Source organism: Candidatus Thiodictyon syntrophicum (assembly GCF_002813775.1).
GTDB lineage: Bacteria > Pseudomonadota > Gammaproteobacteria > Chromatiales > Chromatiaceae > Thiodictyon > Thiodictyon syntrophicum.
Genome location: NZ_CP020370.1, coordinates 2,027,212 through 2,052,372 on the forward strand (window position 1 = coordinate 2,027,212; position 25,161 = coordinate 2,052,372).

The 25,161-nt window shown below is 65.6% G+C and carries 23 protein-coding genes; 4 read left to right on the plus strand and 19 right to left on the minus strand.

All coding sequences use genetic code 11. The annotated features are described in order from the left end of the window. Positions 1–19 precede the first annotated feature (19 nt). Positions 20–934 carry a GIDE domain-containing protein gene (locus tag THSYN_RS08645; protein WP_100918776.1) on the minus strand — a complete coding sequence of 305 codons (915 nt, stop codon included), beginning with the start codon at positions 932–934 and terminating at the stop codon, positions 20–22. Between the two features lie 21 nt (positions 935–955). Continuing rightward, a complete protein-coding gene (locus THSYN_RS08650; protein WP_100918777.1) occupies positions 956–1,525 on the minus strand; it encodes a LemA family protein in 570 nt (189 codons plus the stop codon). A 352-nt stretch (positions 1,526–1,877) separates the two neighbouring features. On the opposite strand from THSYN_RS08650, the gene THSYN_RS08655 reads away from it, so the two are divergent. Then, the gene (locus THSYN_RS08655) at positions 1,878–2,678 is read left to right on the plus strand and encodes a PEP-CTERM sorting domain-containing protein (RefSeq protein ID WP_157817533.1); all 801 of its coding nucleotides are present in this window, start codon (positions 1,878–1,880) and stop codon (positions 2,676–2,678) included. Positions 2,679–2,852: 174 nt separating this feature from the next. Here THSYN_RS08655 and THSYN_RS08660 read toward each other — a convergent pair whose 3' ends face one another. From THSYN_RS08660 to bfr (THSYN_RS08700), 10 genes are all read right to left on the minus strand, one after another. After that, positions 2,853–4,211: a DegQ family serine endoprotease gene (locus THSYN_RS08660; protein WP_100918779.1), complete on the minus strand. Its 1,359-nt coding sequence runs from the start codon at positions 4,209–4,211 to the stop codon at positions 2,853–2,855. A gap of 108 nt (positions 4,212–4,319) precedes the next feature. Then, positions 4,320–4,751 (minus strand): DUF29 domain-containing protein, encoded by a 432-nt coding sequence (locus THSYN_RS08665; RefSeq protein ID WP_100918780.1) that lies wholly within the window; start codon positions 4,749–4,751, stop codon positions 4,320–4,322. Between the two features lie 347 nt (positions 4,752–5,098). Beyond that, complete coding sequence (gene tnpC, locus THSYN_RS08670) at positions 5,099–6,700, minus strand: IS66 family transposase (RefSeq protein ID WP_100918781.1); 1,602 nt, start codon at positions 6,698–6,700, stop codon at positions 5,099–5,101. A 275-nt stretch (positions 6,701–6,975) separates the two neighbouring features. Continuing rightward, complete coding sequence (locus tag THSYN_RS08675; RefSeq protein ID WP_157818008.1) at positions 6,976–8,367, minus strand: sugar phosphate nucleotidyltransferase; 1,392 nt, start codon at positions 8,365–8,367, stop codon at positions 6,976–6,978. Positions 8,368–8,641: 274 nt separating this feature from the next. Continuing rightward, entirely contained in the window at positions 8,642–8,821 is a 180-nt protein-coding gene (locus THSYN_RS37210; protein WP_157817534.1) for a sugar phosphate nucleotidyltransferase, read from the minus strand. A 152-nt stretch (positions 8,822–8,973) separates the two neighbouring features. Next, the gene (locus tag THSYN_RS08680; RefSeq protein WP_472297475.1) at positions 8,974–9,384 is read right to left on the minus strand and encodes a helix-turn-helix domain-containing protein; all 411 of its coding nucleotides are present in this window, start codon (positions 9,382–9,384) and stop codon (positions 8,974–8,976) included. Then, positions 9,356–9,661: a type II toxin-antitoxin system HigB family toxin gene (locus THSYN_RS08685; protein ID WP_100918784.1), complete on the minus strand. Its 306-nt coding sequence runs from the start codon at positions 9,659–9,661 to the stop codon at positions 9,356–9,358. Before THSYN_RS08685 ends, THSYN_RS08680 begins: the two co-directional genes overlap by 29 nt. A gap of 148 nt (positions 9,662–9,809) precedes the next feature. Further along, positions 9,810–10,283, minus strand: coding sequence for an Hsp20 family protein (locus tag THSYN_RS08690; RefSeq protein WP_100918785.1), 474 nt, complete (start codon positions 10,281–10,283; stop codon positions 9,810–9,812). Between the two features lie 231 nt (positions 10,284–10,514). Next, positions 10,515–10,988 (minus strand): bacterioferritin, encoded by a 474-nt coding sequence (gene bfr, locus THSYN_RS08695; RefSeq protein WP_100918786.1) that lies wholly within the window; start codon positions 10,986–10,988, stop codon positions 10,515–10,517. A gap of 32 nt (positions 10,989–11,020) precedes the next feature. Continuing rightward, positions 11,021–11,485 carry a bacterioferritin gene (gene bfr, locus THSYN_RS08700; RefSeq protein WP_100918787.1) on the minus strand — a complete coding sequence of 155 codons (465 nt, stop codon included), beginning with the start codon at positions 11,483–11,485 and terminating at the stop codon, positions 11,021–11,023. Positions 11,486–11,661: 176 nt separating this feature from the next. Here bfr (THSYN_RS08700) and THSYN_RS08705 point away from each other — a divergent pair, with 176 nt between their 5' ends. After that, the gene (locus THSYN_RS08705) at positions 11,662–11,883 is read left to right on the plus strand and encodes a (2Fe-2S)-binding protein (protein WP_100918788.1); all 222 of its coding nucleotides are present in this window, start codon (positions 11,662–11,664) and stop codon (positions 11,881–11,883) included. Positions 11,884–12,071: 188 nt separating this feature from the next. Here the strand turns inward: THSYN_RS08705 and THSYN_RS08710 are convergent, their stop codons facing one another. Next, entirely contained in the window at positions 12,072–12,674 is a 603-nt protein-coding gene (locus tag THSYN_RS08710) for a histidine phosphatase family protein (protein WP_100918789.1), read from the minus strand. 447 nt (positions 12,675–13,121) lie between these two features. Here THSYN_RS08710 and THSYN_RS08715 point away from each other — a divergent pair, with 447 nt between their 5' ends. Further along, the gene (locus tag THSYN_RS08715; protein ID WP_100918790.1) at positions 13,122–15,128 is read left to right on the plus strand and encodes an EAL domain-containing response regulator; all 2,007 of its coding nucleotides are present in this window, start codon (positions 13,122–13,124) and stop codon (positions 15,126–15,128) included. Positions 15,129–15,181: 53 nt separating this feature from the next. Here THSYN_RS08715 and THSYN_RS08720 read toward each other — a convergent pair whose 3' ends face one another. From THSYN_RS08720 to THSYN_RS08740, 5 genes are all read right to left on the minus strand, one after another. Further along, positions 15,182–16,285 carry a nucleotidyltransferase domain-containing protein gene (locus THSYN_RS08720; protein ID WP_100918791.1) on the minus strand — a complete coding sequence of 368 codons (1,104 nt, stop codon included), beginning with the start codon at positions 16,283–16,285 and terminating at the stop codon, positions 15,182–15,184. Then, positions 16,282–17,193 carry an HprK-related kinase A gene (locus THSYN_RS08725; protein WP_100918792.1) on the minus strand — a complete coding sequence of 304 codons (912 nt, stop codon included), beginning with the start codon at positions 17,191–17,193 and terminating at the stop codon, positions 16,282–16,284. The genes THSYN_RS08720 and THSYN_RS08725 overlap by 4 nt, the downstream gene beginning before the upstream one ends. Then, complete coding sequence (locus tag THSYN_RS08730) at positions 17,183–17,494, minus strand: HPr-rel-A system PqqD family peptide chaperone (protein WP_100918793.1); 312 nt, start codon at positions 17,492–17,494, stop codon at positions 17,183–17,185. The genes THSYN_RS08725 and THSYN_RS08730 overlap by 11 nt, the downstream gene beginning before the upstream one ends. Before the next feature lie 48 nt (positions 17,495–17,542). Next, on the minus strand, positions 17,543–18,232 hold the full coding sequence (locus tag THSYN_RS08735; protein WP_100918794.1) for a hypothetical protein: 690 nt from the start codon (positions 18,230–18,232) through the stop codon (positions 17,543–17,545). A 450-nt stretch (positions 18,233–18,682) separates the two neighbouring features. Beyond that, the gene (locus THSYN_RS08740) at positions 18,683–21,271 is read right to left on the minus strand and encodes a beta strand repeat-containing protein (RefSeq protein WP_157817535.1); all 2,589 of its coding nucleotides are present in this window, start codon (positions 21,269–21,271) and stop codon (positions 18,683–18,685) included. A gap of 531 nt (positions 21,272–21,802) precedes the next feature. Between THSYN_RS08740 and clpB the strand changes: the two genes are divergently transcribed. Then, complete coding sequence (gene clpB, locus THSYN_RS08745) at positions 21,803–24,403, plus strand: ATP-dependent chaperone ClpB (RefSeq protein WP_100918796.1); 2,601 nt, start codon at positions 21,803–21,805, stop codon at positions 24,401–24,403. Between the two features lie 25 nt (positions 24,404–24,428). Here clpB and THSYN_RS08750 read toward each other — a convergent pair whose 3' ends face one another. Further along, complete coding sequence (locus THSYN_RS08750; protein ID WP_157817536.1) at positions 24,429–25,100, minus strand: prolipoprotein diacylglyceryl transferase; 672 nt, start codon at positions 25,098–25,100, stop codon at positions 24,429–24,431. Positions 25,101–25,161 lie beyond the last annotated feature (61 nt).

Sequence of the window (25,161 nt, forward strand, 5' to 3'; positions counted from 1 at the left end):
TCAACTATCTTTGGTTGGATCATCCGCCGAACCGCGCCAGTCCGCTCAAGACCGCCGCCACCGCCGCTGCTACGAACGCCGCGTTATATCCCAGGGCCTGCCACCGCAAGGTGGCGGCCAGGTCCTCCTCGGCGAAGGTGGAGATCACGAAGGGCTGGCGTTCGTCGCCGGTGGCTGCCAGCCGGGCCAGCACCGGGGTCGCACTGAGCTTGATCTCAGCGCGCTCGGCCAGGGCGGCAGCGGCACTGCGAGCCTGCTCCCACTCCTGCGGGCTGATGGTGCCGTCGCCGTTCGTGTCGATGCGGGCCAGGCGCGCCGGGTCCTGCTTCCAGACCCTGAGCAGGGCGCGCTGCAACTGGTCGCGCTCGGCGGGGCCGCGTAGCGGGGTCGCGAAGCGGCCCAGGCAATAGAGCGGGTCGCCGTCATCGATGCGCTCCTCGACATAGCGATACCGGTCGCTGGCCTGATACCACCTGGTCGGCTCCACGCTGCGCGGGCTGCGGTGCGGGCCGGTCCACCGGTCCGCCCGGCGCAGGCGGACATAGGCGCCGGTCGGGTCGACGATACACTGTCCGCTGCCGTCGTCGAGCAGGAAGGGCGCGGGGGACTCGCCGCCCTCAATGCGGTGCCACCCTTTGTTGCGCCCGCTGCCGCGCTCCTCGATGCGGTAGCGGTACCAGACGCAGGGCCGGCCGGTCAGTGGACCCTGGACCTGACCCAGGTGGGGGCGCGCCAGGCCGGCGAGTTCGACATAGCCCTGGGGTGCGGATTGGATGCGGGCAGTGGGGGTATCGGTGATGGTGCGCAGCCGCCAAAAGGCCTGGCTGCCCCGGTACAGCAGGAAGGGCGCGCCGACCGCCAGGGCGCCGAACAGGAACCAGAACTGCGCCGGCTCCAGGCCGACCACCAGGTCATGGACCCACTGGGGCGCCATCGCCGCGGCCCGCGCCCGGCCTCAGCCGAACAGGGCCTTGAGGTCCAGATCCGCGCGTTCCTGAGCGAACTCCAGGAGTTCGCGGGGCCGGGCGCCCATGACGCGGGCGACCAGCAGGTCCGGGAACTGCTCGATGCGGACGTTGTTGAGGTTCACGCTGTCGTTGTACAGCTCACGGCGGTCGGCGATGGTGTCCTCCAGATGGGAGACACGCTGCGAGAGCTGCTGGAAGCCCTCGTTGGCCTTGAGCTGCGGGTAATTCTCCGCCAGGGCGAACAACTGCCCGAGCCCGGCGCGGAGATCCGTCTCCGCCGCCCCCAGGGCGCGCATGTCCTGGCGGCGGCTCGCCTCCGCCACCGACCCGCGGGCGCGCACCACGCGCTCCAGCGTCTCGCGCTCATAGCCCATGTACTGTTTGCAGACCTCAACGAGCTTCGGGATCTCGTCGTGGCGCTGCTTCAACGCCACGTCGATATTGGACCAGGCGAGCGTCACTGCGTGCTTGAGGCGCACCAGGTTGTTGTAGATCTGGATCGTGTAGACCACCGCCGCCAGGAGCAGCGCAAGAAGGATCAGGGCGGTGATTCCCATGGGGGTCTCCGGTGGGCGATTGGGGGTGGGCGGGGGTGCCGAGTCGGGTTATTGTACCCGAGCCGTCCGTGCGGGTCGGTGCCGTCAGTCCGGCCGCCCGACTTGCAGGCGGGCCCGGTGCCCGATCCCCAGTGCCCGGTCCGGTTGCGGCGGCCGCAGGCAGCCCCGTCCGGTGCCCGGCGCAGCGGCCAGGATCGGTCAGACGCCGCTGACGGACGGGGGCGTTCCCGCCTGCATGGCCTGCGCCTGATGTTTCTGCACCGTGGCCTTTTACTGCTGAGCCAAAGAGGGTCGATCAGACATGCGAAACCGAAAGAGAATCTCATGGCGGCACGGGCTCGCGACCCTGGCGTTGCTGCTGACGATCGCCGCGCCGTCCCACGCCACGAGGATGCTGGTGTCCGGAAACGCGATGGACGGGTCCAATACGAATTTGACGAATGCCATCACCGGCGTTGCGTTGCAGGCGGTGTTTGTTGCGCCCAGCGGCTTCGCCGCCACGGACCTGGCCGGTTTCGATGCGGTATGGCTCGATGGTTTCAGCAAATATCATTGGTCATCGGGGGACGACCTGTCAGCGAAACTCGGGACCTTCATGGCGGCCGGGGGCAACGTCTTCGTGCAAAACCCAGGGTTCGGTTCCGAAGAGCTTGCGCTTTATCCGTTAGGGGCGCAACTGGCCGCCAGTTTCACCTATCCGCCCGGTATTGAAGGGATATCCATTGTCGATACCACCGGCCCATTGGGTGCCAATCACGCGATAAACCAAGGGTTGGTTGATGCCGGGCTCAGCGACTGGGATGTATCGGCCTATGGCTATTTCACCAGCATCGGCGCCTTTACCGGCCTGACCGACACCGGTACGGCTGGGCAATGGATCACGATCGCGAGCCAAGTCGGCAGCGGCTACCTGGTCTACACCCAACAAGGGGTCAGCCAGTTTCTCGGCACCGGCAGTGACACCGGGGCCGGGGGCCGCGACCAAGCGGCACGCTTTCTGAGTAATGTGGTGACGCTCAGTGCGGCGGCGCCGGAGCCCTCCATCGTCAGCCTGGTTCTTTTCGGCCTGGGGCTGACCGGGCTGCTTGGCGCCAAGCGGCATGAGCGGGTTACTCCAAGAGGGGCGCGGCCGGGATTGCCGGTTCGTCCTTAATCCGCGGCGATCACCTGCGCGAGGCCCGGCTCGACACTGCCGATGTCGCGGACCTCAACGCCTGGCTGGCCGGTCACAGGCACCGCCAAGCGCAATGGCTCGGACCCTTGGCGTAGGGTGCGCCGTGCGCACCTGCGTTTTGCCCATCCTAGCGATCGTTTGCGTCGCCGCCGCTCAGGGCTGCGCCAATAGGATCAACTGCTCGCCCCGCTGGATCTGGAGCCGGAAGAGCCCGCGCGACTGGCGCAGCACCAGCGTCAGGTCGCGCACCGTTCCGACCCGCACCCCGTTGACCTCGCGGATCAGGTCGCCCTCGCGCAGGCCCGACTGCCAGGCCGCGCTGTCCTTGGTCACGGGCCCCACCAGCACGGCGCCGCCGCGCCCCCGCGGGTCCCCGAGCAGGGCGCCGGCCAGGCTGGGGGCGAGTTTGTCGGCCGGTAAGAAGCCCCGGTAGGGGTCGGCGATCTCGCCCTTGAGCGTCATGGCCCGGCCGTCGCGCAGGATGGCGAGTTCCACCCGGGCGCCCACCCGCAGCAGCCCGAAGCGGTTGCGCACGTCGGCCCCGTTGGTTACCGGCCGACCGTCCAGGCGCAGGATCACGTCGCCTTCGCGCAGCCCGGCCGCCGCTGCCGCCGAGTCCGGGTCCACGGCCGAGACCAGGGCCCCGGCCTGGGAGTCGAGCTTCAGGGCCGTCACCAGGTCCGGGGTCAGGTCCTGCACCGCCACCCCGAAGGCACCGCGGCGCACCGCCCCATGGTCCACGATCTGGTCCATGATGGCGCGGGCCATGTTTACCGGGATGGCGAAGCCGATGCCGATGTTGCCGCCGCCCGGGGCCAGGATGGCGGTGTTGATCCCCACCAGTTCGCCGCGCAGGTTCACGAGCGGCCCGCCCGAGTTGCCCGGGTTGATGGAGGCATCGGTCTGGATGAAGTTCTCGTAGCCCTCGATTCCGAGCCCGGTGCGCCCGAGCCCGCTGACGATGCCGGAGGTGACGGTGCGGCTGAGTCCGAAGGGGTTGCCGATCGCGACTACGAAGTCACCGACCTTGAGCCGGTCGGAGTCGGCGAGCGTCAGGGCGGTCAGCCCCGGTGTCGGCACCCGCAGCACCGCCACGTCCGTCGCCGGGTCGGCCCCCACCAGGTCCGCCTTCAGGGTCCGGCCGTCACCCAGGGTCACGCGGATCGCATCCGCCTTGGCGATCACATGGTGGTTGGTGAGCACCAGCCCGCGCCGCGCGTCCACCAGTACCCCCGAGCCCAGGCTGTTGCTCTCGCGCTCCTGCTGCCGCGGGACCGCGAAGAAGTGGCGGAAAAAGGGGTCGCGCAGCAGCGGATTGTCCGCCGCGTCGATCCGGGTGACGGTGGAGATGTTGACCACGGCCGGCATCACCTGCTCCAGCATGGGCGCCAGGCTCGGCAGGGGCTGGCCGTCCGCCGTGGCCGGCAGTCCGGCCAGAGTTGGCGTTGGCGCCGCCGACAGGGCGGCCAGGAGCACCAGCGGGCAGAGGAGGTATTTGGTTCGACACTTCATGGGATGAGACTCCGCAATCACCTGCGGCGCAAGGTGGTGTCCGCGGGTGCGCAAGGCAACCCGGGGGGCGGATCAGGGAGTCCCGGGGACGTCGTGACGGGTTCCCGGCTAGTCGCGGTCCAAGACATAGACGGTATCGAAAACCTCCTGCCAGGTGAGCCCCTCGGCGGACAAGCGCTTTCCCATCTCCGCCTCGGCATTGCGCTTGGCCATCACGAAGGCCTTGGCCCAGAGGTCCTTGATGACTTGCTCATTCAGACTCGGAGTCTCGTCGCGGATGTCGCCGATCTCGTCCCGGGCATCCTCGATGCTCGCGATCCAACTGAGCGATCGGCGTTCCGGCTGGCCGTGCCACTTGATGATATGCAGCATCAGACGGACCAGTTGGCTTTTCAGGGCACGCTTTTCCGACTTGGACAAGGCGTCGATCAACTCCGCGAGGCCGCTGGCCGCCTCGGCGACGCGGCCTTCCTGCAATTCATGTTGGATAGCAACGGCCGTCTTGTAGGGCGAATCGGTGGACAGGGTCTGCCAGTTCATGGTCGGGAGAGGCTCAGGGTTGGATTCAAAGGCTAGCCGCCAATGCGTGGTGGATAAGCGCAGCGCAACCATCCCCCAGCCCGGGATCAATAACTGCGGCCCCGGTTGGCCCCGCGCCCTTCCGGAGTCGTGGTGCGCGTAATCCCCCCAAGTGCTGAAATCCTGTTTCATTGAGTTACCAACACCCCGCCCCGGTCGGGCTGTGGACGCGCTGACTAAATCGACCCCGGCGCCCCAAGGTTCTAATTTGCCGAGTGTCGATTCTGTCTTTAGGGATTTAATCAGCGTTTCCCTAGCGCAGAAGATAACGCAGATTCTTGGCAAGATAGGTTACGGAACGTAGCCGTTCAGAGACCCAGCATTGGAGCCGGCAGCGGAGCGGCGGCGCGACCGGCGCGGCGCTCAGCGATCACGCCGGCCAGATAGGACCACGGCACATGGCCGCGCTGGCGACAGGTTTCAATCACGCTGGCGAGCAGGGTGAAGGTGCGCGACCCGGCATCACAACGCGTGCCCATCATGATCCGCCGCGCGATTACCCAATGGCGCAGCGCCCGCTCGGCGGCGTTGTTGGTGAGCGGCCACTGGGGATTCTCCAGCACCCGAAAGATGGCGTCCCAGTCGTTCCACAACTCGACGGCCAAGGCGCGCGTCTTGACGTGCCGGTGCCCGAGCAGCTGCACGCAGGCCGCATGCAACTCGGCCAGCAACTTGGCGTGGATGTGCGGCAGCTCGGCCGGCGGCCCCGCGCGCGCCGCATGGATGGCGCCAATCAGGGTGTCGAAAGTGGTTTGGACTTGGTGCCCAAAGGCTTGCCCCTCGCGATCGAAACTCTCGATCAACCCCTGCGCCTTGCGCGTGAGGTGTGCCCAACAGCGCAGCCGTTGCGGCAGGTGGCGATACGCCTGCCAGCCGTCGCTCATCAGCCAGCCGGCGAAGCCCGGCAGGAGGCGATCAAGCACCTCACGCCCGCGCTTGGCCACCACGAACAAGGTGACGGTGGCACTGGTGAACACCCACAGCCACAGCAAGTCGGCGCCTTGCGGCCAGGAGGTTTCATCGGCGTGCAGCAGGTCGCTGGCCACCACCGCCGCGATCAATTCTTGTTCCAGCGGGAGCGCCGCGGCGGCGGCCTCGCGTAGGGTGCGATCCAGGGTGCCGACGCTCAGGCTCAACCCCAGCCAGTCGTGCAGAAACTCCCGTATCCGTCGGTACGACATCCGAAAGCGCAGATGCAGCGCCACGATCAGGGTCGCCAGCCCCGCCCCGACCACCCGCCATTCGCTCAAGGCCACCGGATCTAACGTTGAGTCATCCACCAGACCTTCGCCGGGACGCGCGCGCGTGTGATGACCGCAGCCGCACAGACTGTCATAAAAACGATGGTCGGTGACCCGCAGGTGCAGGCCCGGTTGCGCGGGATCACCCCACACCAGATCGACCGACTGGAAGCCGGCGTAGGCGACACTGGGCGCGTCTCCCGCCAGCGCTTGGGCGCAGGCCGCACAGGCGCTGGGACGGTGGTGGAGCGTCTCCTGCGCCTTGAACACCTGGGTGCGCCCGCAGCCTGGCGCGCCGGGTTGCTTGCCGGCGTTGCGTTTAGGCTTCTCGGTCGCGCGCCCAGCGCGCGCTGGCGCGGGCGTCTCGGGGGTGCCGGGCGAATCTTCCGGGGGCGTGCTCGCCTCGTCCGGCGACTCGTCGTCCTGCCTCGCCGTGAGCGCGTCGGCGTCCGCCGCCTCGATCGCCTCCGCGTCCCCCGCCGACGGGCGCTCCCAGGGCGCACGGCTGCTGGGCGGACGAGAACTGTTGGTCGGATTCTGCCGCAACCGCTCGCGCGCTTCCTTCAGATCCTCCAACAGCCGCAGCGACAGACCACGCAACGCACCCTCGTCCAGGGTCTGGACATAGGCTTCGTCAAGCTGGTCAAGGCTGTGGTCGCTCAGGTGCATCGGTCAGTGGCGCGGTATCATCGGGCAACGTAGGGGGACATCCTGATCGGGCTGGAGGCAGCGGTCAAGGGGTCTCTGAACGGCTACTACGGAACTAGTAAGAAAAAGGGAAGGCACGCTCACGCGGAAATTCGAGAACATTCCGGTGGTCCCGTCGCCCGCTGCCCAGATTTCTACGGAATGGGTTTGGGACTGATTAAGGTATTGAAGTATCGCCTGTGCATTTAGGCTTCCGGTCAATTGCTCATAGTACCTTCGGAGTTCTTCGGCCTCGATCATAATTGGCGCCCGGCCGAAGCCGTCTCCATCGACAATTCCGCGGATGCGCCCCACTTGATTGCGTGCCCGCTCGCGATCACCCTGCCTCGGCAGGGTCCCCGTAATACGAGTGATGTCTCCTTGGCAGAGGATACGCAGTTCCAGGGTGTTATTCTCGGCATCCGGTATCGCGACGAAGTGCTGCCGGACGTATTCCTTATACGGTATTCGATACTCCCGCTGACCGGGTTTTTTCTGCCTAAATAAATCTCAATCTGGCAGCTACCCATTTCCGCGGGCGGAGGGACGGTGTAGACCGAGTAGTTCTCGATTATGCCCGTGTCCTCCAACCCCAACCCATCCAGTGCTCTGCCAATTTCCGATTGCAGGATGCCCGGGATTTGAACCTTATTCTTGATAATATGTTCCAGTAGGTCCGCCCGTCGATCGGAATAAGAATCCAATTGCGGACAGTAGATGCGAGTCTTGTAGGTGTCCGACTCCCGCCCGAAAAAAACGAACTCTTCCATAAGCTCATCACTGCATACCTGACGAAAGTCTAAGTCGTCGATCCGCCCGGCCGGGGTCGTGAATCTACGGGCGTCTGTTGCGGAGCCGATATCTTTCTCTAGAAGCGGGATCAAAACTCTGGTCTTAAATAGCCCAGCGTTATCGGAATCCAAGAGGAAGACTCCGCCGGAGAGCAGAATTGGAGCGTGCGCGTCGGGCGCCTGAATCTCCGCCTCGCTGTCGACCCAATTAAACGGCAAATCCCCACTGTTCAGACTAGATTCAATCCTTTCCCATAACGCGTTATCCTTGCCAGCCTTGATCTCGGCAACTGTCTTGAGTCCTCTACCGGCCTTCCTCAGAGAGCACAGTTCATCTGATGTCTCGAAGAAAAACCGCAATGTTCTTATCCCCGCTTGGGAGTTTGGCGAGACACTTACTCGGCGGCAGACCAAGTAGCTCTTGTCGTCCACTCTGCGTGTGGCTCGTGCGACGATCAGATCCTCGACCGTCCGGAGTTGGCCGAGGACAACGTTGGTGTACCAGAAATAGGCTATTTTCAGATCCGTGGGGTTTCCGATGTCGAACCACTCGCCGATGATTTCGTACCCTTTGACGCCCTCAACGCGATGTTGCTGAAACCCGGCTGCGGGCTTGAGTTGATCGACTAACCAACTTAGAAAAGCGCCGGGCGAAGCCTCCTTTTTCGAGGCATCCAAGGACTCCGGAACAGCAGCGGAGTATTGTGCAAGCCGCTGGAAGTGCGTGTAAGGAAAGTTATAAAGGCCGATGGACGCGATGCGGTTGCTTGACCCGACCGTATCCGGTTTCTCCTGAATTTTAGCGATCCATTCACGGTCGGCTGTTTCAAATGAGATACAGCCAAATTTGCCACGAATTTTTTCTGGGTCCTTAGATCCTTGTAACCGTTGAAGGTGACGAGTGGTTCGCTTTCTCCCAGTTTGAAGAACGCGTCTAGTTCATCAGTGGGGAGGTAGTTGTCCGCCGCGGCGACGATAACTCGAGAGCCTGGGGGTACCATTAGGCTTGCGCCGCTCGGCTCCACCGTTTGGGTACTTTGCGGCTGGCTCAAAGCGTCTTCAGTGCTGTTTGTGGCGGCAAGAATTCTAAGTAGCCCGGCAATCGGTCCCGAGACAGTAACGTCTTGCGGTGTCAAGTCATCTTCGTAGACCGTTTCCACGCGCGTCTCGACCGTAGAGCGAGGAGCTTGTCGACGATGGTATTAATAATAGGAACATCACCTACACGGGTCAGTGGTTTCGGGAGCTGCCGGCCGATTTTGCCGAGGCGACTGCCTTGGCCGCCGGATAGGAGTATGGCGATCGTGGACATGATGTAGCTCCAAGATATGCGCGCGCAGCCAAGGGAAGAATCGGAGTCCGGAGTATTCGGGAACGGCGCATGCTTTCCATTCTTGCGTCGCAATTATCGGAAGATCAATGATCGGCTTGCTCATGCCGAATCGCTTCTGCCGCTATCAGCATTCAACTGGTCCGAGCATCACTCAACGGCCTGATCAGGCTCTCCGCCGGGATTCCCAACCGATCGTGGAGTTTGCGGATCATGGGGAGCGTAAGCGGGCGTTTGCGGTTGAGGATTTCATACACGCGATTGGATCGTCCGATCATGGGCTCCAGGTCTTTCACAGTAAGGCCGGCCTGTTCCATGCGAAACCTGATGGCTTCCACCGGGTCGGGTGGGTCGATCGGAAAGTTTTTCGTCTCATAGGCTTGCGCGAGTGTCAGCAGAATCTCAAAGCGCTCGCCTTCAGGTGTGTTCGGTTCCGGTTCATCATCAAAGAAGATGGAGATTTCGCGCATGGCGGCGCGGTAGTCGTCTTGTGTGCGGATCGGTCGGATGTTCATGTCATAACTGCGTTTCGATGCTTTGTGCATCAATGGTATCGTATTTTGCGTGGGTGCCGATGAACTTGATGTAAAGCGCACCGTAGCGATAAGCTACCGCGACGATCAGGCGGTACGCGTTGCCCCCGATATTGAACACCACTCGTCGGTTCTTGAGGACGCTCGCACTGCGAAATTGGGCTTTGATGTCTGCCGGTTGTCGCCAGTCCGCCTTGCTTGCCTCATCCACCCAAGCTTCCAGAGGACCCTTGGCGTCCGGGTGCCGTGCCCAGAAGTCGCGCAGCACCTTGGTGGCTACGATTCTCATGCGGGCATGTTAGTCCCGTGATGGGACCATCGCAAGGGTTCCGTGCGCGAAGTCGTCGCCCGGCGCAACGCGCACCCCAGACGCAAACAGGCCGGGCGGGTGCCCGGCCTGCGTGTTACCTGTCACTCGATCCGATCAGGATGCCTGATCAGGCCGCGGCCTTGACCTCGGTCGCGTTGACCAGGCGTTCCTGGGGTTGACCTCCGCGGATCTCGATCTTGCGGGGCTTCATGGCCTCGGGGATCTCGCGCCGCAGTTGCACATGCAGCAGGCCGTTCTCCAGATGGGCCTCCACCACCCGCACATAATCCGCGAGCTGGAACTTGCGCTCGAAGCTGCGGTTGGCGATGCCGCGGTAGAGGAAGCGGGTATCCTGCTGTTCCTCGTCCTCGGTACGGCTGCCGGAGACGGTCAGGATGTTCTCCTTGGCCTCGATGGACAGGTCTTTCTCCGAGAAGCCGGCTACGGCCATGGTGACGCGGTAGTCATTCTCACCGCTCACCTCGACGTTGTAGGGCGGATAGCCGCCGGGCTCGGTGCGATAGGCGGTCTCCAAGGCGTTGGAGAGCCGGTCAAACCCGATCATGGACCGGAGCAGAGGCGAAAAGTCGATGGTCGTCATGGTCATATCCTCAAGTTGAGCAATATGGATTGGCGCGTTCTGATGAACCGCTGACCCTGTAGACCTCAGGATGAGCGTCTACATTATGTAAAGTAGACCCCTTGAGCACGGCTGTCAAGGGTGGTCGGGAAAAATATTATGTCAAGTCGGTGGGGCGGGCAAGGAGGGCGGCGGGCGAGCAGGGGGGCGTTGCGCCCCCGCGGGCATCGCCGGGGCGGGACGCCCCGGCTCCTATGGGTTCAGCTGCGCCTGGAGGTAGTTCTGGAGTCCGATCTTCTCGATCAACCCCAACTGCCGCTCCAGCCAGTAGGCGTGGTCCTCTTCGGTGTCTCTCAGGTTCTGTTCCAGGATGGTCCTGGTCTGGAAGTCGCGCTCCTGCTCGCAGATGGCGATGGCCTGCTTGAGTCCGGCGGCGACGGCGTACTCCAGTTGCAGGTCGTTGTCCAGCATGGAGGGCACGTCGGTGCCGACCTGGAGCCCCTCGCGGTGCGTCATGTCCGGGGTCGCCTCCAGGAACAGGATGCGCCGGATCAGCGCGGTGGCGTGCTCCTTCTCTTCCTCGGACTCGTGGTTGATCCGCTCGAAGAGCCGGGTGAGACCCCAGTCCTCATACATGCGCGAGTGGATGAAATACTGGTCGATGGCGGCCAGTTCGTTGGCGAGCAAGGACTGGAGTTGCTCGATGACCTTGGGTGAGCCTTGCATTGTCGGTCTCCGGCGGGCAGATTCGGTCGGCGTCAGATGGCGGATTGCAGGTAATTTTCCAGGCCCAGGGCGGCGATCAGGGCGAGCTGGGTCTCCAGCCAGTCGATGCGCTCCTCGCTCTCCTCCTGGATCTCCTCCAGTTCGTGGCGACTCACATAGTCCTTGTGGGTCTCGCAGTGGCCGATGGCCGCGGCCAGGGCGTCGCGGTAGGCGCGCTCGGCGGTGAGGTCGTGTTGGATGATTTCGGGTACGTCCTCGCCGATCAGGAGCTTACCCAGATTTTGGAGGTTTGGCAGGCCTTCCAGAAAGAGCACCCGGGCGATGACTTCATCCGCCTCCTTCATGACCGCGACCGAGGCGCGGAAGGCGTGCCCCTCCAGGGTTTTGAAGCCCCAGTGGCCCAACATGCGGGCATGCAGGAAGTACTGGTTGATGTTGGTCAGGGCCAACTTGAGCACCGCGTTGTGGTGCTGATGGATACTCGGGTCGGTCTTCATGGGCACGGCCTGTCGGTGAACCTAATGAGGAAGGTTGGGTTCGGCGTGCGGCGGTACAAGCAGTGCCGGGTCTGGGGTGTTGCTCAGCTGGGGGCGGTCGGGGGATTGACACGAACGAGAAGCGTTCTTATTATCAGCCTCAGGTGAACAACTCGCGTCCAAGACCGGAGCCGACCATGTATGTCTGTGTCTGTAATGCCGTGACCGACCGGCAAATCCGTGCGGCCGTGCGCGCGGGCGCCAGTTCCCTGAACGACCTGCGCGAGGGGCTCGGGCTCGGCGGCACCTGCGGTACCTGCCTGCCGTGCGCTGCTGAGGTGTTGCGGGCGGCACTACGCGAAGACCCGGGCACCGCCGCCGGTGCGGGACAGGGCGGTACTGTCCCCGCCTTCGCCTGAGCACTCAGGCGATTTCCGGTAAGGCCTGGTGCCACGAAGGCTCGACCTCCGGTGACCGAGGCGACTCGATCGGAGGTAGACGCTTTAGCGGGCGGCGGTCCGCGTCCGGCTGAAGCCTCGACCTCCGGTCTGTCGTATGGGTACAAAGTTATCCGGGGTTGGTCCGGCGCGCGGGGTCTGGCCGGCGCTCAGCCGGGCAGGGTCGGCGCGTTGACACACTCGATGGCGGCCCCGAAGCGCCCGTGGCGCACCCGCACCAGCCCCGCGTAGTCGATCCGCAGCCGATACCACCGCGCGTCGGCGGCCCCCAGCAGGTATCCCACCACCGCGCGCATCACCCCGCTGTGGCAGACGATCAGGAGGTGCCGGCCCGGGTAGAGCGCCGCCTGCCGGTCGTAGGCCGTCGCGACGCGGGTGGTGAAGGCCGCCAAGGGCTCGCCCCCCGGCGGGCGATGGGCGGCCGGGTCCCGGTACAGTGCCGCGAAGGCGGCGGGGTCGTGCGCCGCCAGGTCAGCAGGCGTGCGGCGCTCCCAGTCGCCCATGCCGATCTCTCGGAGCGCCGGTTCGATCGCCAGCGGCAGGCCGTGGCGAGCGGCCACTTCCATGGCAAAGGGGCGACAGCGGGCCATGGGCGAGCTGATGACCTGATCCCAGGGGCAGGCCTCCCCCAGGGCCGCGCGCAACTGCGCCCAGCCGGCCGCGGACAGCGGGTCATCCACGCTGTCGCCGCGGAACTGTCGCCCGCCCACGGGCTCCCCGTGCCGGATCAGGTCTATCAGTGTGTCGGACAAGGTGCTGTTATCCTGAGGATGGGGAGGGCGGCGGGGATCGATGCCGACCATAGGCCCGCGGGGCGAAGCAAGCTCGGCTGAGGTCGTGCGCGGATGGGGTGGGCGTCCGCATTCTACCTGACCACTTTGGTGCGTGCGTCAACACCTTCGGCGGCATCTGGTGCGATCAGAACTGATGTAGTGACCGAGATCCCGGGTACGTTGTCGTTGTCGTAATCGAATAATCCGACCACGACCACGACCACGACCACGACAACGACAACGACAACGACGCCCGGTCCGTAAGAACTTCCGGTAGCTGTAGCCACCCGGCGACATCCGTCCCTGCCGCGCACCGAGTCACGTCGCGTCTTTGGTCTAGAATAAGGCTTGCAGGGCCCGCCCAGGGCCGGTGCGGTCCCGTCGGCGGGGCCGCGAACCCATGGATCCACGATAGGATTCAACAGAATGAGCCTGACGAACCCGAGGCGGCCAAGCCGCGGCAGCATCCTCTTTCTCGGTACCGACGAGGCCCTTGGCACTGCCATAGATCCACATCTCGCTGGCTTCGGGCTCGCCCTGGAGACCTTCCAGGTCCCCGCCGAGCTGGACCGGCGCCTTGTGACCCCGGAGAACCCGCCGCCCCTGCTGGTGCTGGTCGATCTGCGGGCCTTCGCGAATTTCGTCCCCGCCGCGGACCCCGGACCGGGGCCGTCGTTGCCCCTGGTCGGCCTCGGGGACCCGGGCGATCTCCAGCAGCGACTGGCGGCGCTGCACGCCGGGGCGGCGGCCTGCCTGTCGCCGGACCTGCCGGCCGCTGACCTCGCCGCCCGGCTGGCGGCCCTGGTCGGGCCGGCCGATGGGCCTGCGGCGCGCATCCTGGTGGTGGACGATCAGCCGGTGGCAGCCCTCTTTGCCGAACGGGTGCTGCAACAGGCCGGCATGGTCACGCAGCGGGTGTCCGACCCGCTTGAGGTCCTGGCGGCCCTGGATCGCTTCATGCCGGACCTGGTCCTGATGGATCTCCACATGCCCGGGGTCAGCGGGATCGAGTTGACCGGGGTCATCCGCGCCCAAGAGCGCTATGCCGACCTGCTGATCGTCTTCCTCTCCGCGGAACTGGACCCGGCACGCCAGTTGGAGGCCCTGCGCATCGGCGGCGACGACTTCCTGGCCAAGCCGGTACCCCCGGCGCAGTTGGTGGCCTGCGTGCGGCGGCGCCTGTTGCAGGTGCGCCAGCGCGACGCGGCACGGCGGGCGGCGGCGGTGCCGGACGCACCGCCTGGCCTCGCCGGCCGGGAACGCCTGCTCGCCCGGCTCGACCGCCTGATCCGTTCCACGTCCGGTGAGGACTGGGCCCTGGCATATCTCGAACAGGAGGGGGACGAGGCCGCCCTGACACGGCTTGCTGCGGCCGTGACCGCGCGCGCCGGGGCCGAGGCCCTGGCGGCACGGGTGGGCGAGCAGGGGATCGGCGTGCTGCTGCGCAGCGGCGCCGGGCGTCCCTTCAGCGCCGCCGCGCAGGCCCTGGGGCAGTGCGTGCGCGCCGATCTGGCGGCGGCGGCGGGCGCCGCCCCGGTGCCGCCCTTCGGAGTCGGCTGGTGTGCGGTCGCGGAGAGTGGCGGGGAGTCCGTCACCCTGGTTTCGCGTGCCCGCAAGGCCGCCCGCATCAGCCTACAGGCCACGCAGGGCCGCGCCCAGGGCTACGTGAGGGCGTCCTCCCGGGACGCCGCCGCGGCGCGCGACCCGCTGTTGGCCGCCATCGCGGCCGGACAGTTCCAGATCCTGTTTCAGCCCATCGTGCCGCTGCACGCGGCGGCGGCGGAGCGCTACGAGGCCACGCTGCGCCTCACCGGCCCCCAGGGCGAACTGCTCGCCCCGGGCGTCTTCGTCCCGGTGGCCCTGCGGGCGGGCCAGACCGCCCGGATCGACCGCTGGCTGCTCACTGCCGGTCTTGACGCTCTGCGCGAGCGCCGCGCCGCGGGGCGGCCGGTGGAACTCTTCCTGCATCAATCCATCGCCGCTGCCGCGGACGACGCCTGGGTCGAGTGGGTGCGTGACGAGATCGCCGCCCGCGACCTGATCCAATGCCGCCCGATCATCCAACTGCAGTTGGCCGACGCGGACCGCCACCTGGACCTGGCCGCCCGGCGGGCCGAGCAGTTGCACCGCTTGCGCATCCGCCTGTGCCTCAACGGATTCATGGTCGGCGAGCGGGGCGAGCGGGTGCTCGCCCGCCTGCCCGTCGCCTATGTGCGGCTGGCCCGGGAGGCGGCCCAGGGGTTGTCGGATGGGCGCTTGCTGTCCCTGTTCGGCGACCCGCGCGGTCGCAAGACCCTGGTGATCGCCACCGGGGTCGAGGGACCTGAGGCCATCACCCCGCTCTACTGCGCCGGGGTCGATCTGGTGCAAGGGTCCTATGTCCAGCCGCCGACGGAGGCCATGGACTTTGATTTTGCGGATGCGGGGGCTTAGGCGGCCGGTGCCTGCCGACGCCGCTTCAGTAATGCAATACCTGCGACAGGCGCTCAAGGCGGGGGCCAGTCGGCAGCGGGGCTGTCCGGCGCGAAGCGGCGCAGGCCCTTCCGTCCCAAGTGCCGGGCCAGCAAGCCGGGCGGCATTCGCAGCCAATGGGAACGCAAATAGAGCAGCCAAGCGGACACCGGGGCGGCACGGGCAGTGCGTGGCCGCGGCGGTAGTACCCGCGTGACCAGGCGCTCCATGACCGGCCTGACCAGGGCGCCGGGGGCAAACCGCGCGCGGGCCTCCTCCAGCGTTGCCGTGGGAATCGGGGTAGCCAGTATCCGCCGGGCAAAGTACAGGGCGTAGTAGAGCGGGCGGCCGAGTTCGAGTGAGGCCGCCCGCTCCAAGAGGTGCGACCAATAGTCCGGCGCTATGGCATGGATGTCAATGAGTGAGTCGATATCGAGCAGGTCTCTGAATCCATCAAGGATTGCGCCGTCGTAGAACAGGTGGGTCGCCGTGTGCAGCAGCATATCCGGCGGACTGAGGATCGCGACGCCCGGGGTTGCGGGCAGTGCGATGGCGTCCGCCCACATGATCTCGGGCGCTGGATTCAGGCGGCTGGTCAACGGGAGTATGCGATGGTGCACGTCGACCTCGACGCCCCGCTCGGGATGGTGCAGCGGCGGGATCTCATGCATCCAGGTCCGATAGTAGTGTTGATCGTAGTCATTGAGGGTGGCGGTGACCAGGCCGCCCGCCCGCAGGGCCGCCTCCGCTTCGCCGAGGGCGGACTTGCGCACCATGAGGTCCAGGTCATTCATACCGCGGCCGCGGGCGAAGGGGAACCCGGCGCTGAGGTAGGCGCCACCCTTCAACAGGAGGAAATCGATCCCGCGGGCGCGCAGAATCCGATGCAGATGCCGGATCTCCCGGGCGACTCGCACCTGCAGGAAACTGGGGTAGTACCTGGCCGACGTCAGCAGGTCCCAGGCGGGCTCGGGGCAGGCGTCGGCGCAGCCGGCATCCTCGATCCGATAGCTCAGGCGGGCCAGACAGCGGTGCTGGCCGGCACCCCAGAGGGCGTCCGTCCACTGCTCGGTCGTGAACCGGCGGACGCTGGTCGGCTGTCGCCAGGCGGTGAGGGCCGCCGATTCGTGGTCGCTCATGTGCTGGACGCCAGGTCTTCGATCACCGCGACCGCCTGATCGAGGTCGCTGAAGTCGAGCGAAAAGCACGCGCAGGCACGCACCAGGGCCGCGAGATCCAGAAAGCCGCGCTCGCCGAGCAATCGGTAATTGAAGGAGTTCTGAGCCAGACGGGTGAAGGCCTCGCTACGGGCCAAGGTGCGAACCGCGGTGGTGGCGTTGGCCCTGAAGCGGGGAAAAACAATCCAACCTGGCGCGGCGCCCTCCAGTTGCCGGGCCAGGCTGTCGTGCGGGGGGCGCACATGTGCCACATCGCCCTTGCGTGTCTTCTCGAAGACGGGTCCCATGACGGCCTCCGGTGCGAAGTCGCGGATCACCTGGATCGATCGATTTTTCAGTGGAATAGCCCGCGGCAAGGGGACGACCGTCGCGGCCCCCGGGAGGATCACCCCGAATTCGTCCGAGAGGAAGCGCCAGCCGCGGAAGGCGAGTGCGGTGGACAGGGTGCTTTTTCCCGAGCCCGGCATGGCCGGCAGGAGCAGGGCGCGCCCGCCGCGCTCGAGCGCGCCCGCGTGCAGGAGCAGGTACCGGTGGGCGCGGGTGCCGATGCACCAATTGATGCCCCATTCCAGGAGCGGAAAGGCATGGGTACGGGGATAGGGCTCGAAGGGGGGGATATCATCGATCCAGAACTGCGATTGCGCCCCCCAGGGGCGCCGCAGTGGGGAACTGGCGGTGACGCGGACGCAGAAATGGGGAAGCTGCGGGTCCTGGAGGACCTCGGTGCCCAGATAAATCCGCGCGAAGGTGTCAGTCACCTCCCTGAGCCTGGTCTGAAGCCGGATGATGAAGGGCCCGGTGCGGTAGAGCAATCCCCGTGCGGCCAGCCGGTGCAATTCTGCCCCGTCACCGATGCGCTCAGTCCTCATCGTCTCGCCGATCGACGATCTCCAGTGCCATCAGGTCGCCAAGGATGCGACCCAGTTTGTCCTGCCAGTCGGCAGAATCGGGCGTTTCGCAGACCCCGGCCAGCACCGCCGCTAACTCGGTCAGGGTCAGTGGCCCGCGTTCCAGGGTTCGGACGATCTCAGTGGGTAGCGGGCTCAGGAGATGGGTCTCCCCGGTACCGCGATGGTAGAGGCTGCTGTCGGCTTCCCAATGGGCCCAAACAAGTTTGTCGGCCGGACAGACCTCGTAGAGCGGCGGGCGGTTGCTTGCGCTACTCAGCATCGGGGGCTGATCATCCCGACCGGGAGCGCCTTTGCCATGGCGCTCGGGCTACTGCGGGCAACTCCGGCCGGAAGAGATCGGATGGACTGACGTGAGACAACTGGTGGTGAGCCCCATGTTGTTGCCGGGGTTCTGTCCCGGCGCGTCGGGCGGTCCGATCTGCGACACCGGAAAAATACACCGGGATTGCGGGTCGGTGGAGGCGGGCAGGCAGTCCACGGCGCAGGTCGGATTGCTGTCGGCGTCTCCCGTATCGCTTGCGGCGCGATAGAGTTTCAACAATTGGACCGCGTCCGGGCCGACCGTCATAGTCCAAACGCTTGCGGCAAACGTCGCCGGGTCGAAGACCTCTCCCACTGTGTAGGAGTAGCTGCCGATGGAGCCGCTCGAGCCGAAATAGTAAGGAGGGTTAGCGCTAGCGCCGATGGAGAAAACGATCAGAGTCACCGGGGGCCGTTCGGTTCCCTTGCGAAATGTGTATTGATAGCCTTGGACGCGGGCAAATCCGTCGGGTGAGGCGGTACCGCCAAGTGCGGGATTAAAGTCCACCGCTTGGCTGTTGGACCGGTCATCCTTGATGCACTGCGAGGTGCTGCCCAAGGCATAGGCGGCGCCGCTCGGCAGGGTGGCGACCAGCGGGGCCGCTGCGGCGGCCGCACGCAGCAGGCGCCGCCGTGTCTCCTGGATTTCGTCAGCGCCGCCTTGCCCGACGCTTGCGATTTTTCGGCTGCTGTTCATCGGTGTTCCTCGAAGGGGTAGGCGTTCTTGCCGGGGACGATCAGCGACAATGCATCCACCACGACAAGGCAGCGGACCCTTGTCGGCGTGGGGCGGCAGGGAATCCCTGGCGATGGTCCGGTATGATGGGCGGGCGGCTTCAATCACGTTAACATATTGTGTCAAAATAGATCCGCTTTCCACGCGCCCATTGTTAGGACCCTGGTCTTATGGCAAATACTACGCAGTACGCTGAAGGTCCGCAAGACATGCCGATCGGATTTCAGTCGCGTTCGGCGCTTGGTGAGACCTGACGCACGCGCAAGCGATCGAACTTGGCGCCCCCGCCCTACCGCGGCGCTTGCCCCGCCGTACCCGCGGGTTCCTCGGGAATAATGAAGAGGTCCGGATGCCACGTGCCCTGGGTCCCAACGCGGTTCAAGCGCACCACGGCTGGCCCCAGGAGGAAGACTAGGCCGCCTGGCGTCTTCCCAGGCGAACCGCGGCAAGACCCAAGGCCAGCAGCGCCAGGGTGCCGGGCGCCGGTGCGTCGGACCAGGCCGCCGTGATATCGAACAGGAACTGCCTGCCCCCGCTTTCGGCGCCGAGGGTGGTGCTGGCGTCCGTCAGCAGGTACAGGGTGGCAACGAAGCCCATACCCGGCGCCGTACTGACGAAGTTCAGACCTGCGGTGACCGAATTCGAGCCCCCGCCGATCGGGTCTAACCGCGTACCCTTGAGGATGCTGGCAAGCGAGAAGAGCCCGGTCCCGACTGGGGCGCTTTGGCTGTAACCCGGGCCGAAGCCCACATTGATCAGGGTGAGGTCGGCAAGGTCACCCAAGCCGTTAAGGGTTACCGCGTTGAACAGGTTAGCGATGGTCAGAACCGTGGTGGTGCGGCTGGGGTCGAGTGTGCCCAAGTCGACGGTTCCGCAGACCGCATTGCCGCTGGGTCCGAGGATGTTGCAGGGACTGCCGTCTTGGAAATTGACATTGTTGCCGGAGAAATTGAAGACGGGGCCCACCGCGTCGCCGGTCAGGGTTCGGGTGACGTCCGGGGCCTCGGTCGAACTGACGGTGACGGTCCCGGTCACCGTTTGCTTGCTGGTGGACGGTGCCATGGTCGCCGCCGCCGTCATGCTGTAGCCGGTGCTCCCCGTCGCGCCATTGGCGAGCGTTCCGACGTTGGCGCCGCCGCTGAAGGTGGCATTCGGCGTCGAACTCGTGGCTGGGCCAAAGGTGACCGCGTGGAGGTCATAACCGCCCCCGGTCTGGTTGCTGACGCTGACCGCCTGGGCCGGCGTGGAGGCTGCCCCGCCGATCCGGGCGTAACCGAGCTGGATGGCCGTGCTGTCCGTGCTCAGGGTGGCTTCGAACGCCTGGCCCTGGAGGGCGCGGTCGATGGTCTGACCGCTGCCCGCGAGTCCGGTCGCGCTAGCTACGTCCGTGTTGAAGTGCATGGTGGCGGTCTTGGTCCCCGCGGAATCCGCAGCGAAGGTGAGATCGAAGGTCTGGGTGCCGTTGTTTGCCTGGATCGAGGTGTTGGTGGGACCACCGGAGAAATTCGATGGATTGGCGCCGTCCTTCGAGGTGCTGTTCACCGTCAGCCCGGTCAGGTTCAGACTTGTGTCTCCCGCTCCGATATAGGTGTTGGTGATCGTTACCGACCGAGTGACCGAAGGGCTGAGGTCGGTCTTGGTGATTAGGACCTTGCCGAAGTCGACCGCGGTGTCGGCAGGGTCGGTGCCCGCCTTGGTCTGGAACCTGGGGCCGACCCCGGTGGCCTGGAACGTGACAACTTTGGTGGTATTGGCCGTGGTCCCGGTGTAGGCGGTGCCGTCGGCGTTGACGCCGGTGATCGCCCCGACCGTTGCGGCACCGGTGTTCGTGCCGAAGTCGGCCGCCCGATAGGCGTAGCCGCTCGATGCGCTCACCCCCTCCCCCAGATTGCCGCCGTCGGCGGCGCCGGTGCGTGAGAAGGCACCCAGACCGATGCTGTCGGTCGTTGCCTGGCCGAACGCCACGTTGTAGAGCGTGGTCGCTCCGGTCGTGGACACCTTGGTGTTGGTGGCGGTCGCATTGCCTGCGGCAGTGGCGGTGCCCGCCGTTTGGCCGACGCGCGCCAGACCCAGGTTGAGGGATGCGGGATCGTTGACGCCAAGGATCGAAGCGACGTAGTTACCGACGAGTTGGACGTTGGTGCTGGCAAGCATCGCGGAAGGGCCGACGCCCCCGGCGTAGGAATTGTTTACGGCCTGCTCACTCAGAATCAATTCGACGCTGTCGCCGGCTTTGAGCTCTTTCCCGCTGCTACCACCGATCTCAAACGCCTGGCTCACCGGCATCTGGACATAGGCAACGATGCTCGGACTGCCGCCGTCAACCGGCCCCGCCGCTCGCATGATCCAGGGGGTATTAGGGTCGACCGGCGGGCTCTGAGCCAGGCTGGGAGTCACTTGGAAAGGAGAGGTGGCTCCCAGGCCCGCCGGGCGGCTGGTTTCGATCTGGCTGCCGTCGACTCCCACAAGTCCGCCATTTGCCTTGATGGTGATCAGAGCATTGTTGATCGGGGTGCCATCCGAAAGTAAGTTTCCGCTTACCCCCCCGGTGCCGTTGTCCACGGGCCAAGTCCCCGTGAGACCGGTGCCGATCAGGCGTGTCCCGATGGCGGTGCTGCCGTCCGGCGTGTACTGAGTCCCCCGCGTCCCTGCCTGGCCGGTGGAGGTCAGTGCGACATACTGCAGGTTCAGCGGTTGGGCGTACAGCAGGGCCGTGGTGCTGTAGAACCAGGTGGTTTGGCTGTTGGTCGCTGCGCCCTCTTTGCCCCAGAAAAACAGGATATCGCTGTTGGCCGAAATGGTGGGGACGGTGGGGCTGCCGCAAGACGTGACATTGCATCCCTGTGCGTAGCTTTGATACTTAGCGGTATCGGATGACCAGGTGAAGCTGGAGGCCACATTACCGATCTCGGTACCATCAATGACGATAGCGTCCGCCGGCCAGTGCCCCATAGCGAGCGCCGTGCCAACGGTAAGAGACAATAAATGCCGGTTTCTCATAACTTCGCCTGTACGCGGCTTAGGGTCGGGTGCCTTGAGTCGAACCACCCAGGGGTTGTCTGGATCGCTTGGTGCCGGCGTTGCGGTCCGGCGCCACTGCGAACGGGTGATTCCCTGCGCCTGTCGGCCGGAGACTGTCACCGGCCTGGGCCTCAGCGTTGGTGCTGAGTTCCCACAAGCATTTCTTGCGCCACATCTATCTTATCTTTATATTTCAATATATTAAATTCAAAGGTTATGCTAGAACCCGGTCTGCCAGCCTAGAACTGTAAAAAATCCTGACAGTCGAGGTAGGCTGCAGAACACGTCTTCCCCCCTAATGCTACCGACCCGGCGGCGCTGGGTCAAACCGACGTGTGCCCCTAGAGCCGTCAGCGCTGACGGGCGCGTCTTCCCGACTGATTGAGCCTCCCCCGGGGGGGCAGCCGCGGCGCAGCCTGGCACACGCCGACTCGATGAGGGCGCCCTTGAAGCCGCAGCCTGCGCGCACCATTTGGGGGAAAACCACACCACGCGGCGGAGTTATAGCTCATGCGAATGGACAAACTGACGGCCAAGTTCCAACAGGCCCTGGCCGATGCCCAGAGCCTGGCCCTGGGCCGCGATCACCAGTTCATCGAGCCCGTCCATCTCATGACAGCCCTGCTGGACCAGGAGGGCGGGACCGTCCGGCACCTCCTGGTGCAGGCCGACGTGAACGCCAACCGGTTGCGCTCGGCGCTCGGCGAGGCCCTGGACCGGCTGGCCACGGTGCAGGGCGGGGCGGCGGGTGATGTGCACCTCGGCAATGACCTGAACCGGCTGCTCAATCACACCGACAAGCTGGCGCAGCAGCGCGGCGACCAGTATATCTCCTCTGAACTCTTCGTCCTGGCCGCCCTGGAGGACAAGGGCGTGCTGGGCACGGCGCTGCGTGAGGCGGGCGCCACCAAGGGTTCCATCGAGCGCGCGATCGGGGCGGTGCGCGGCGGCCAGCCGGTCAACGATCCCAATGCCGAGGAGCAGCGCCAGGCGCTGGAAAAGTACACCATCGATCTGACCGAGCGGGCGGAACAGGGCAAGCTCGATCCGGTCATCGGCCGCGACGACGAGATCCGCCGCACCATCCAGGTCCTGGGTCGGCGGACCAAGAACAACCCGGTGCTGATCGGCGAGCCCGGGGTGGGTAAGACCGCGATCGTGGAGGGGCTGGCGCAGCGGATCGTCAACGGGGAGGTGCCGGAGGGGCTCAAGACCAAGCGGCTCTTGTCGCTCGATATGGCCGGCCTGATCGCCGGGGCCAAGTTCCGCGGGGAGTTCGAGGAGCGGCTCAAGGCCGTCTTGAACGATGTGGCGCGCCAGGAGGGCAACATCATCCTCTTCATCGACGAGCTGCACACCATGGTCGGTGCCGGCAAGGCCGAGGGTGCCATGGACGCGGGCAACATGCTCAAGCCCGCGCTCGCCCGCGGCGAGCTGCACTGCATCGGCGCCACCACGCTCGACGAGTACCGCAAGTATGTGGAGAAGGACGCGGCCCTGGAGCGGCGCTTCCAGAAGGTGCTGGTGAACGAGCCCAACGTGGCGGACACCATCGCCATCCTGCGCGGACTCAAGGAGCGTTACGAGGTCCACCACGCGGTGGAGATCACCGACCCGGCCATCGTGGCGGCGGCCACCCTGTCGCACCGCTACATCGCGGATCGCCAGTTGCCGGACAAGGCGATCGACCTGATCGACGAGGCGGCCTCGCAGTTGCGCATGGAGATCGACTCCATGCCGGAGGAGATGGACAAGCTGGACCGGCGCCTGATCCAACTCAAGATCGAGCGCGAGGCGCTCAAGAAGGAGTCGGACGAGGCCTCCAAGAAACGCCTGGCGGACCTGGAGGGTCAGGTCGAGCGACTGGAGCGCGAGTTCGCGGATCTGAACGAGGTCTGGAAGGGCGAGAAGGCGGCGGTCCAGGGCGCGGCCCACATCAAGGAGGAACTGGAGCGGGCGCGCACCGAGATGGAGACTGCCCGGCGTGCCGGTGACCTGGCGCGCATGTCGGAGTTGGCCTATGGGCGTATCCCGGAGCTGGAAAAGCAACTGGCGGCGGCCGCCGAGGCGGAGCCAGGGGAGACCCGGCTACTGCGCAATAAGGTCACTGAAGAGGAAATCGCGGACATCGTCTCCAAGTGGACCGGTATCCCGGTCTCGCGGATGCTGGAAGGGGAGCGGGCCAAGCTCCTGCGCATGGAGGAGGAACTGGGCCGACGCGTGGTGGGTCAGGGCGAGGCGGTGCGGGCCGTGAGCGACGCCATCCGCCGCTCCCGCGCCGGGCTCTCGGACCCCAACCGGCCGATCGGTTCCTTCCTCTTCCTGGGGCCCACCGGGGTGGGTAAGACCGAGCTGTGTAAGGCCCTGGCCTCCTTCCTCTTCGACACCGAGGAGGCGATGGTGCGCATCGACATGTCCGAGTTCATGGAGAAGCACTCGGTGGCGCGCCTGATCGGTGCGCCCCCGGGCTATGTGGGTTATGACGAGGGCGGCTATCTCACCGAGGCGGTGCGCCGCCGGCCCTACAGCGTGATCCTGTTCGATGAGGTGGAGAAGGCCCACCCGGACGTGTTCAATGTCCTGCTGCAGGTGCTGGACGACGGGCGTCTGACCGACGGTCAGGGCCGCACGGTGGACTTTCGCAACACCGTGATCGTCATGACCAGCAACCTGGGCTCGGACATCATCCAGCAGCGGGCGGGGGAGGCCAACTATGCCGCCATGAAGGAGGCGGTGATGGAGACGGTGCGCCACGCCTTCCGGCCCGAGTTCATCAACCGGCTCGACGAGATCGTGGTCTTCCACTCCCTGACCGCGACCCAGATCCGGGCCATTGCCGGGATTCAAATCCAGTATCTCCAACAGCGCCTCGCGGATCGGGACATGCAACTGACCCTGAGCGACGCGGCCCTGGACCACTTGGGGGAGGCGGGATTCGATCCGGTCTATGGTGCCCGGCCCCTGCGGCGCGCCATCCGCGCCCAGTTGGAGAATCCGCTTGCCCAGGAGATCCTGGCCGGCAAGTTCGGCCCCGGGGACCTGATCGAGGTCGGGTACGCGGACGGGTCCTTGATCTTCGAGCGCGTGATCGCCGGTGAGTTGGTCGACTAGGCGAGGCCGGTCGTGGCCCCCCCGACTATCTCGCCTGGCCCCGGAGCCGCTTCCCCGGATCGACCGGCGACAGGTCATGGAGTTCTCCTGAATGGTGGGCGGATGGGCCCTCCTGGACCGGTGCGGGGGCCCAATCCGGGTCGCTCGTAGCGAATCCCTCGGCTGGTTTCGCTGCCTCCCCCGCCGTTCCTGAATGGTCCGGCGCGCTTTCCGGCTCGGCCAGTCGCGGATCGGCCGCGACCTCGCGCGGGTCGATCTTGAGATAGCCGTCGCCCACGTCTTCCAGGTACCTGGAACCGAAGTCCCCGGTCGCTTTCGACTGCGCTGACTCGCCGCCCGCTGTCTCGGCCGCGGGCGTGCTCGCGTCTGCTCTACCTCGCGGCGCCTTGCGGCTGACCGGGTTGCGTTCATCGTTCTGCGTCTGAGCGGGCGGTGCGCCGGCCCCGCGGGCCGGTTCGGCGGCCTCGGTGCCGACATCGAGCAGGTTCCCCAGGGCATCGGTGTAGAGCCCGCCGCCGATCGCGCTATAGGTGGAACCATAGGCGTCCATGTAGCCGCCGTTGGGTTGTGGGTAATAGTAGTGGCCGCTGGAATCGACCAGACTGTCGTCACCGTAACCGGAATCGTGCAATTCCGTGGCCGCCGCCGTGAGGCACAGCAGGACCGGGGGCAGTAGGGTCAGTGCTCTGATGATCATCGTTGCCGTCGTCTGCATGGTTGGGTTGTGCGTGGGGTTTGCGTGGGTCGCCCGGACCGGG

Coding starts and splice junctions, on each gene's coding strand:
- THSYN_RS08645 (WP_100918776.1), bottom strand. CDS start 934: ATGGCGCCCCAGTGGGTCCATGACCTGGTGGTCGGCCTGGAGCCGGCG.
- THSYN_RS08650 (WP_100918777.1), bottom strand. CDS start 1,525: ATGGGAATCACCGCCCTGATCCTTCTTGCGCTGCTCCTGGCGGCGGTG.
- THSYN_RS08660 (WP_100918779.1), bottom strand. CDS start 4,211: ATGAAGTGTCGAACCAAATACCTCCTCTGCCCGCTGGTGCTCCTGGCC.
- THSYN_RS08665 (WP_100918780.1), bottom strand. CDS start 4,751: ATGAACTGGCAGACCCTGTCCACCGATTCGCCCTACAAGACGGCCGTT.
- tnpC (WP_100918781.1), bottom strand. CDS start 6,700: ATGCACCTGAGCGACCACAGCCTTGACCAGCTTGACGAAGCCTATGTC.
- THSYN_RS37210 (WP_157817534.1), bottom strand. CDS start 8,821: ATGTCCACGATCGCCATACTCCTATCCGGCGGCCAAGGCAGTCGCCTC.
- THSYN_RS08680 (WP_472297475.1), bottom strand. CDS start 9,384: ATGCACAAAGCATCGAAACGCAGTTATGACATGAACATCCGACCGATC.
- THSYN_RS08685 (WP_100918784.1), bottom strand. CDS start 9,661: ATGAGAATCGTAGCCACCAAGGTGCTGCGCGACTTCTGGGCACGGCAC.
- THSYN_RS08690 (WP_100918785.1), bottom strand. CDS start 10,283: ATGACGACCATCGACTTTTCGCCTCTGCTCCGGTCCATGATCGGGTTT.
- bfr (WP_100918786.1), bottom strand. CDS start 10,988: ATGCAAGGCTCACCCAAGGTCATCGAGCAACTCCAGTCCTTGCTCGCC.
- bfr (WP_100918787.1), bottom strand. CDS start 11,485: ATGAAGACCGACCCGAGTATCCATCAGCACCACAACGCGGTGCTCAAG.
- THSYN_RS08705 (WP_100918788.1), top strand. CDS start 11,662: ATGTATGTCTGTGTCTGTAATGCCGTGACCGACCGGCAAATCCGTGCG.
- THSYN_RS08715 (WP_100918790.1), top strand. CDS start 13,122: ATGAGCCTGACGAACCCGAGGCGGCCAAGCCGCGGCAGCATCCTCTTT.
- THSYN_RS08720 (WP_100918791.1), bottom strand. CDS start 16,285: ATGAGCGACCACGAATCGGCGGCCCTCACCGCCTGGCGACAGCCGACC.
- THSYN_RS08725 (WP_100918792.1), bottom strand. CDS start 17,193: ATGAGGACTGAGCGCATCGGTGACGGGGCAGAATTGCACCGGCTGGCC.
- THSYN_RS08730 (WP_100918793.1), bottom strand. CDS start 17,494: ATGCTGAGTAGCGCAAGCAACCGCCCGCCGCTCTACGAGGTCTGTCCG.
- THSYN_RS08735 (WP_100918794.1), bottom strand. CDS start 18,232: ATGAACAGCAGCCGAAAAATCGCAAGCGTCGGGCAAGGCGGCGCTGAC.
- THSYN_RS08740 (WP_157817535.1), bottom strand. CDS start 21,271: ATGAGAAACCGGCATTTATTGTCTCTTACCGTTGGCACGGCGCTCGCT.
- clpB (WP_100918796.1), top strand. CDS start 21,803: ATGCGAATGGACAAACTGACGGCCAAGTTCCAACAGGCCCTGGCCGAT.
- THSYN_RS08750 (WP_157817536.1), bottom strand. CDS start 25,100: ATGATCATCAGAGCACTGACCCTACTGCCCCCGGTCCTGCTGTGCCTC.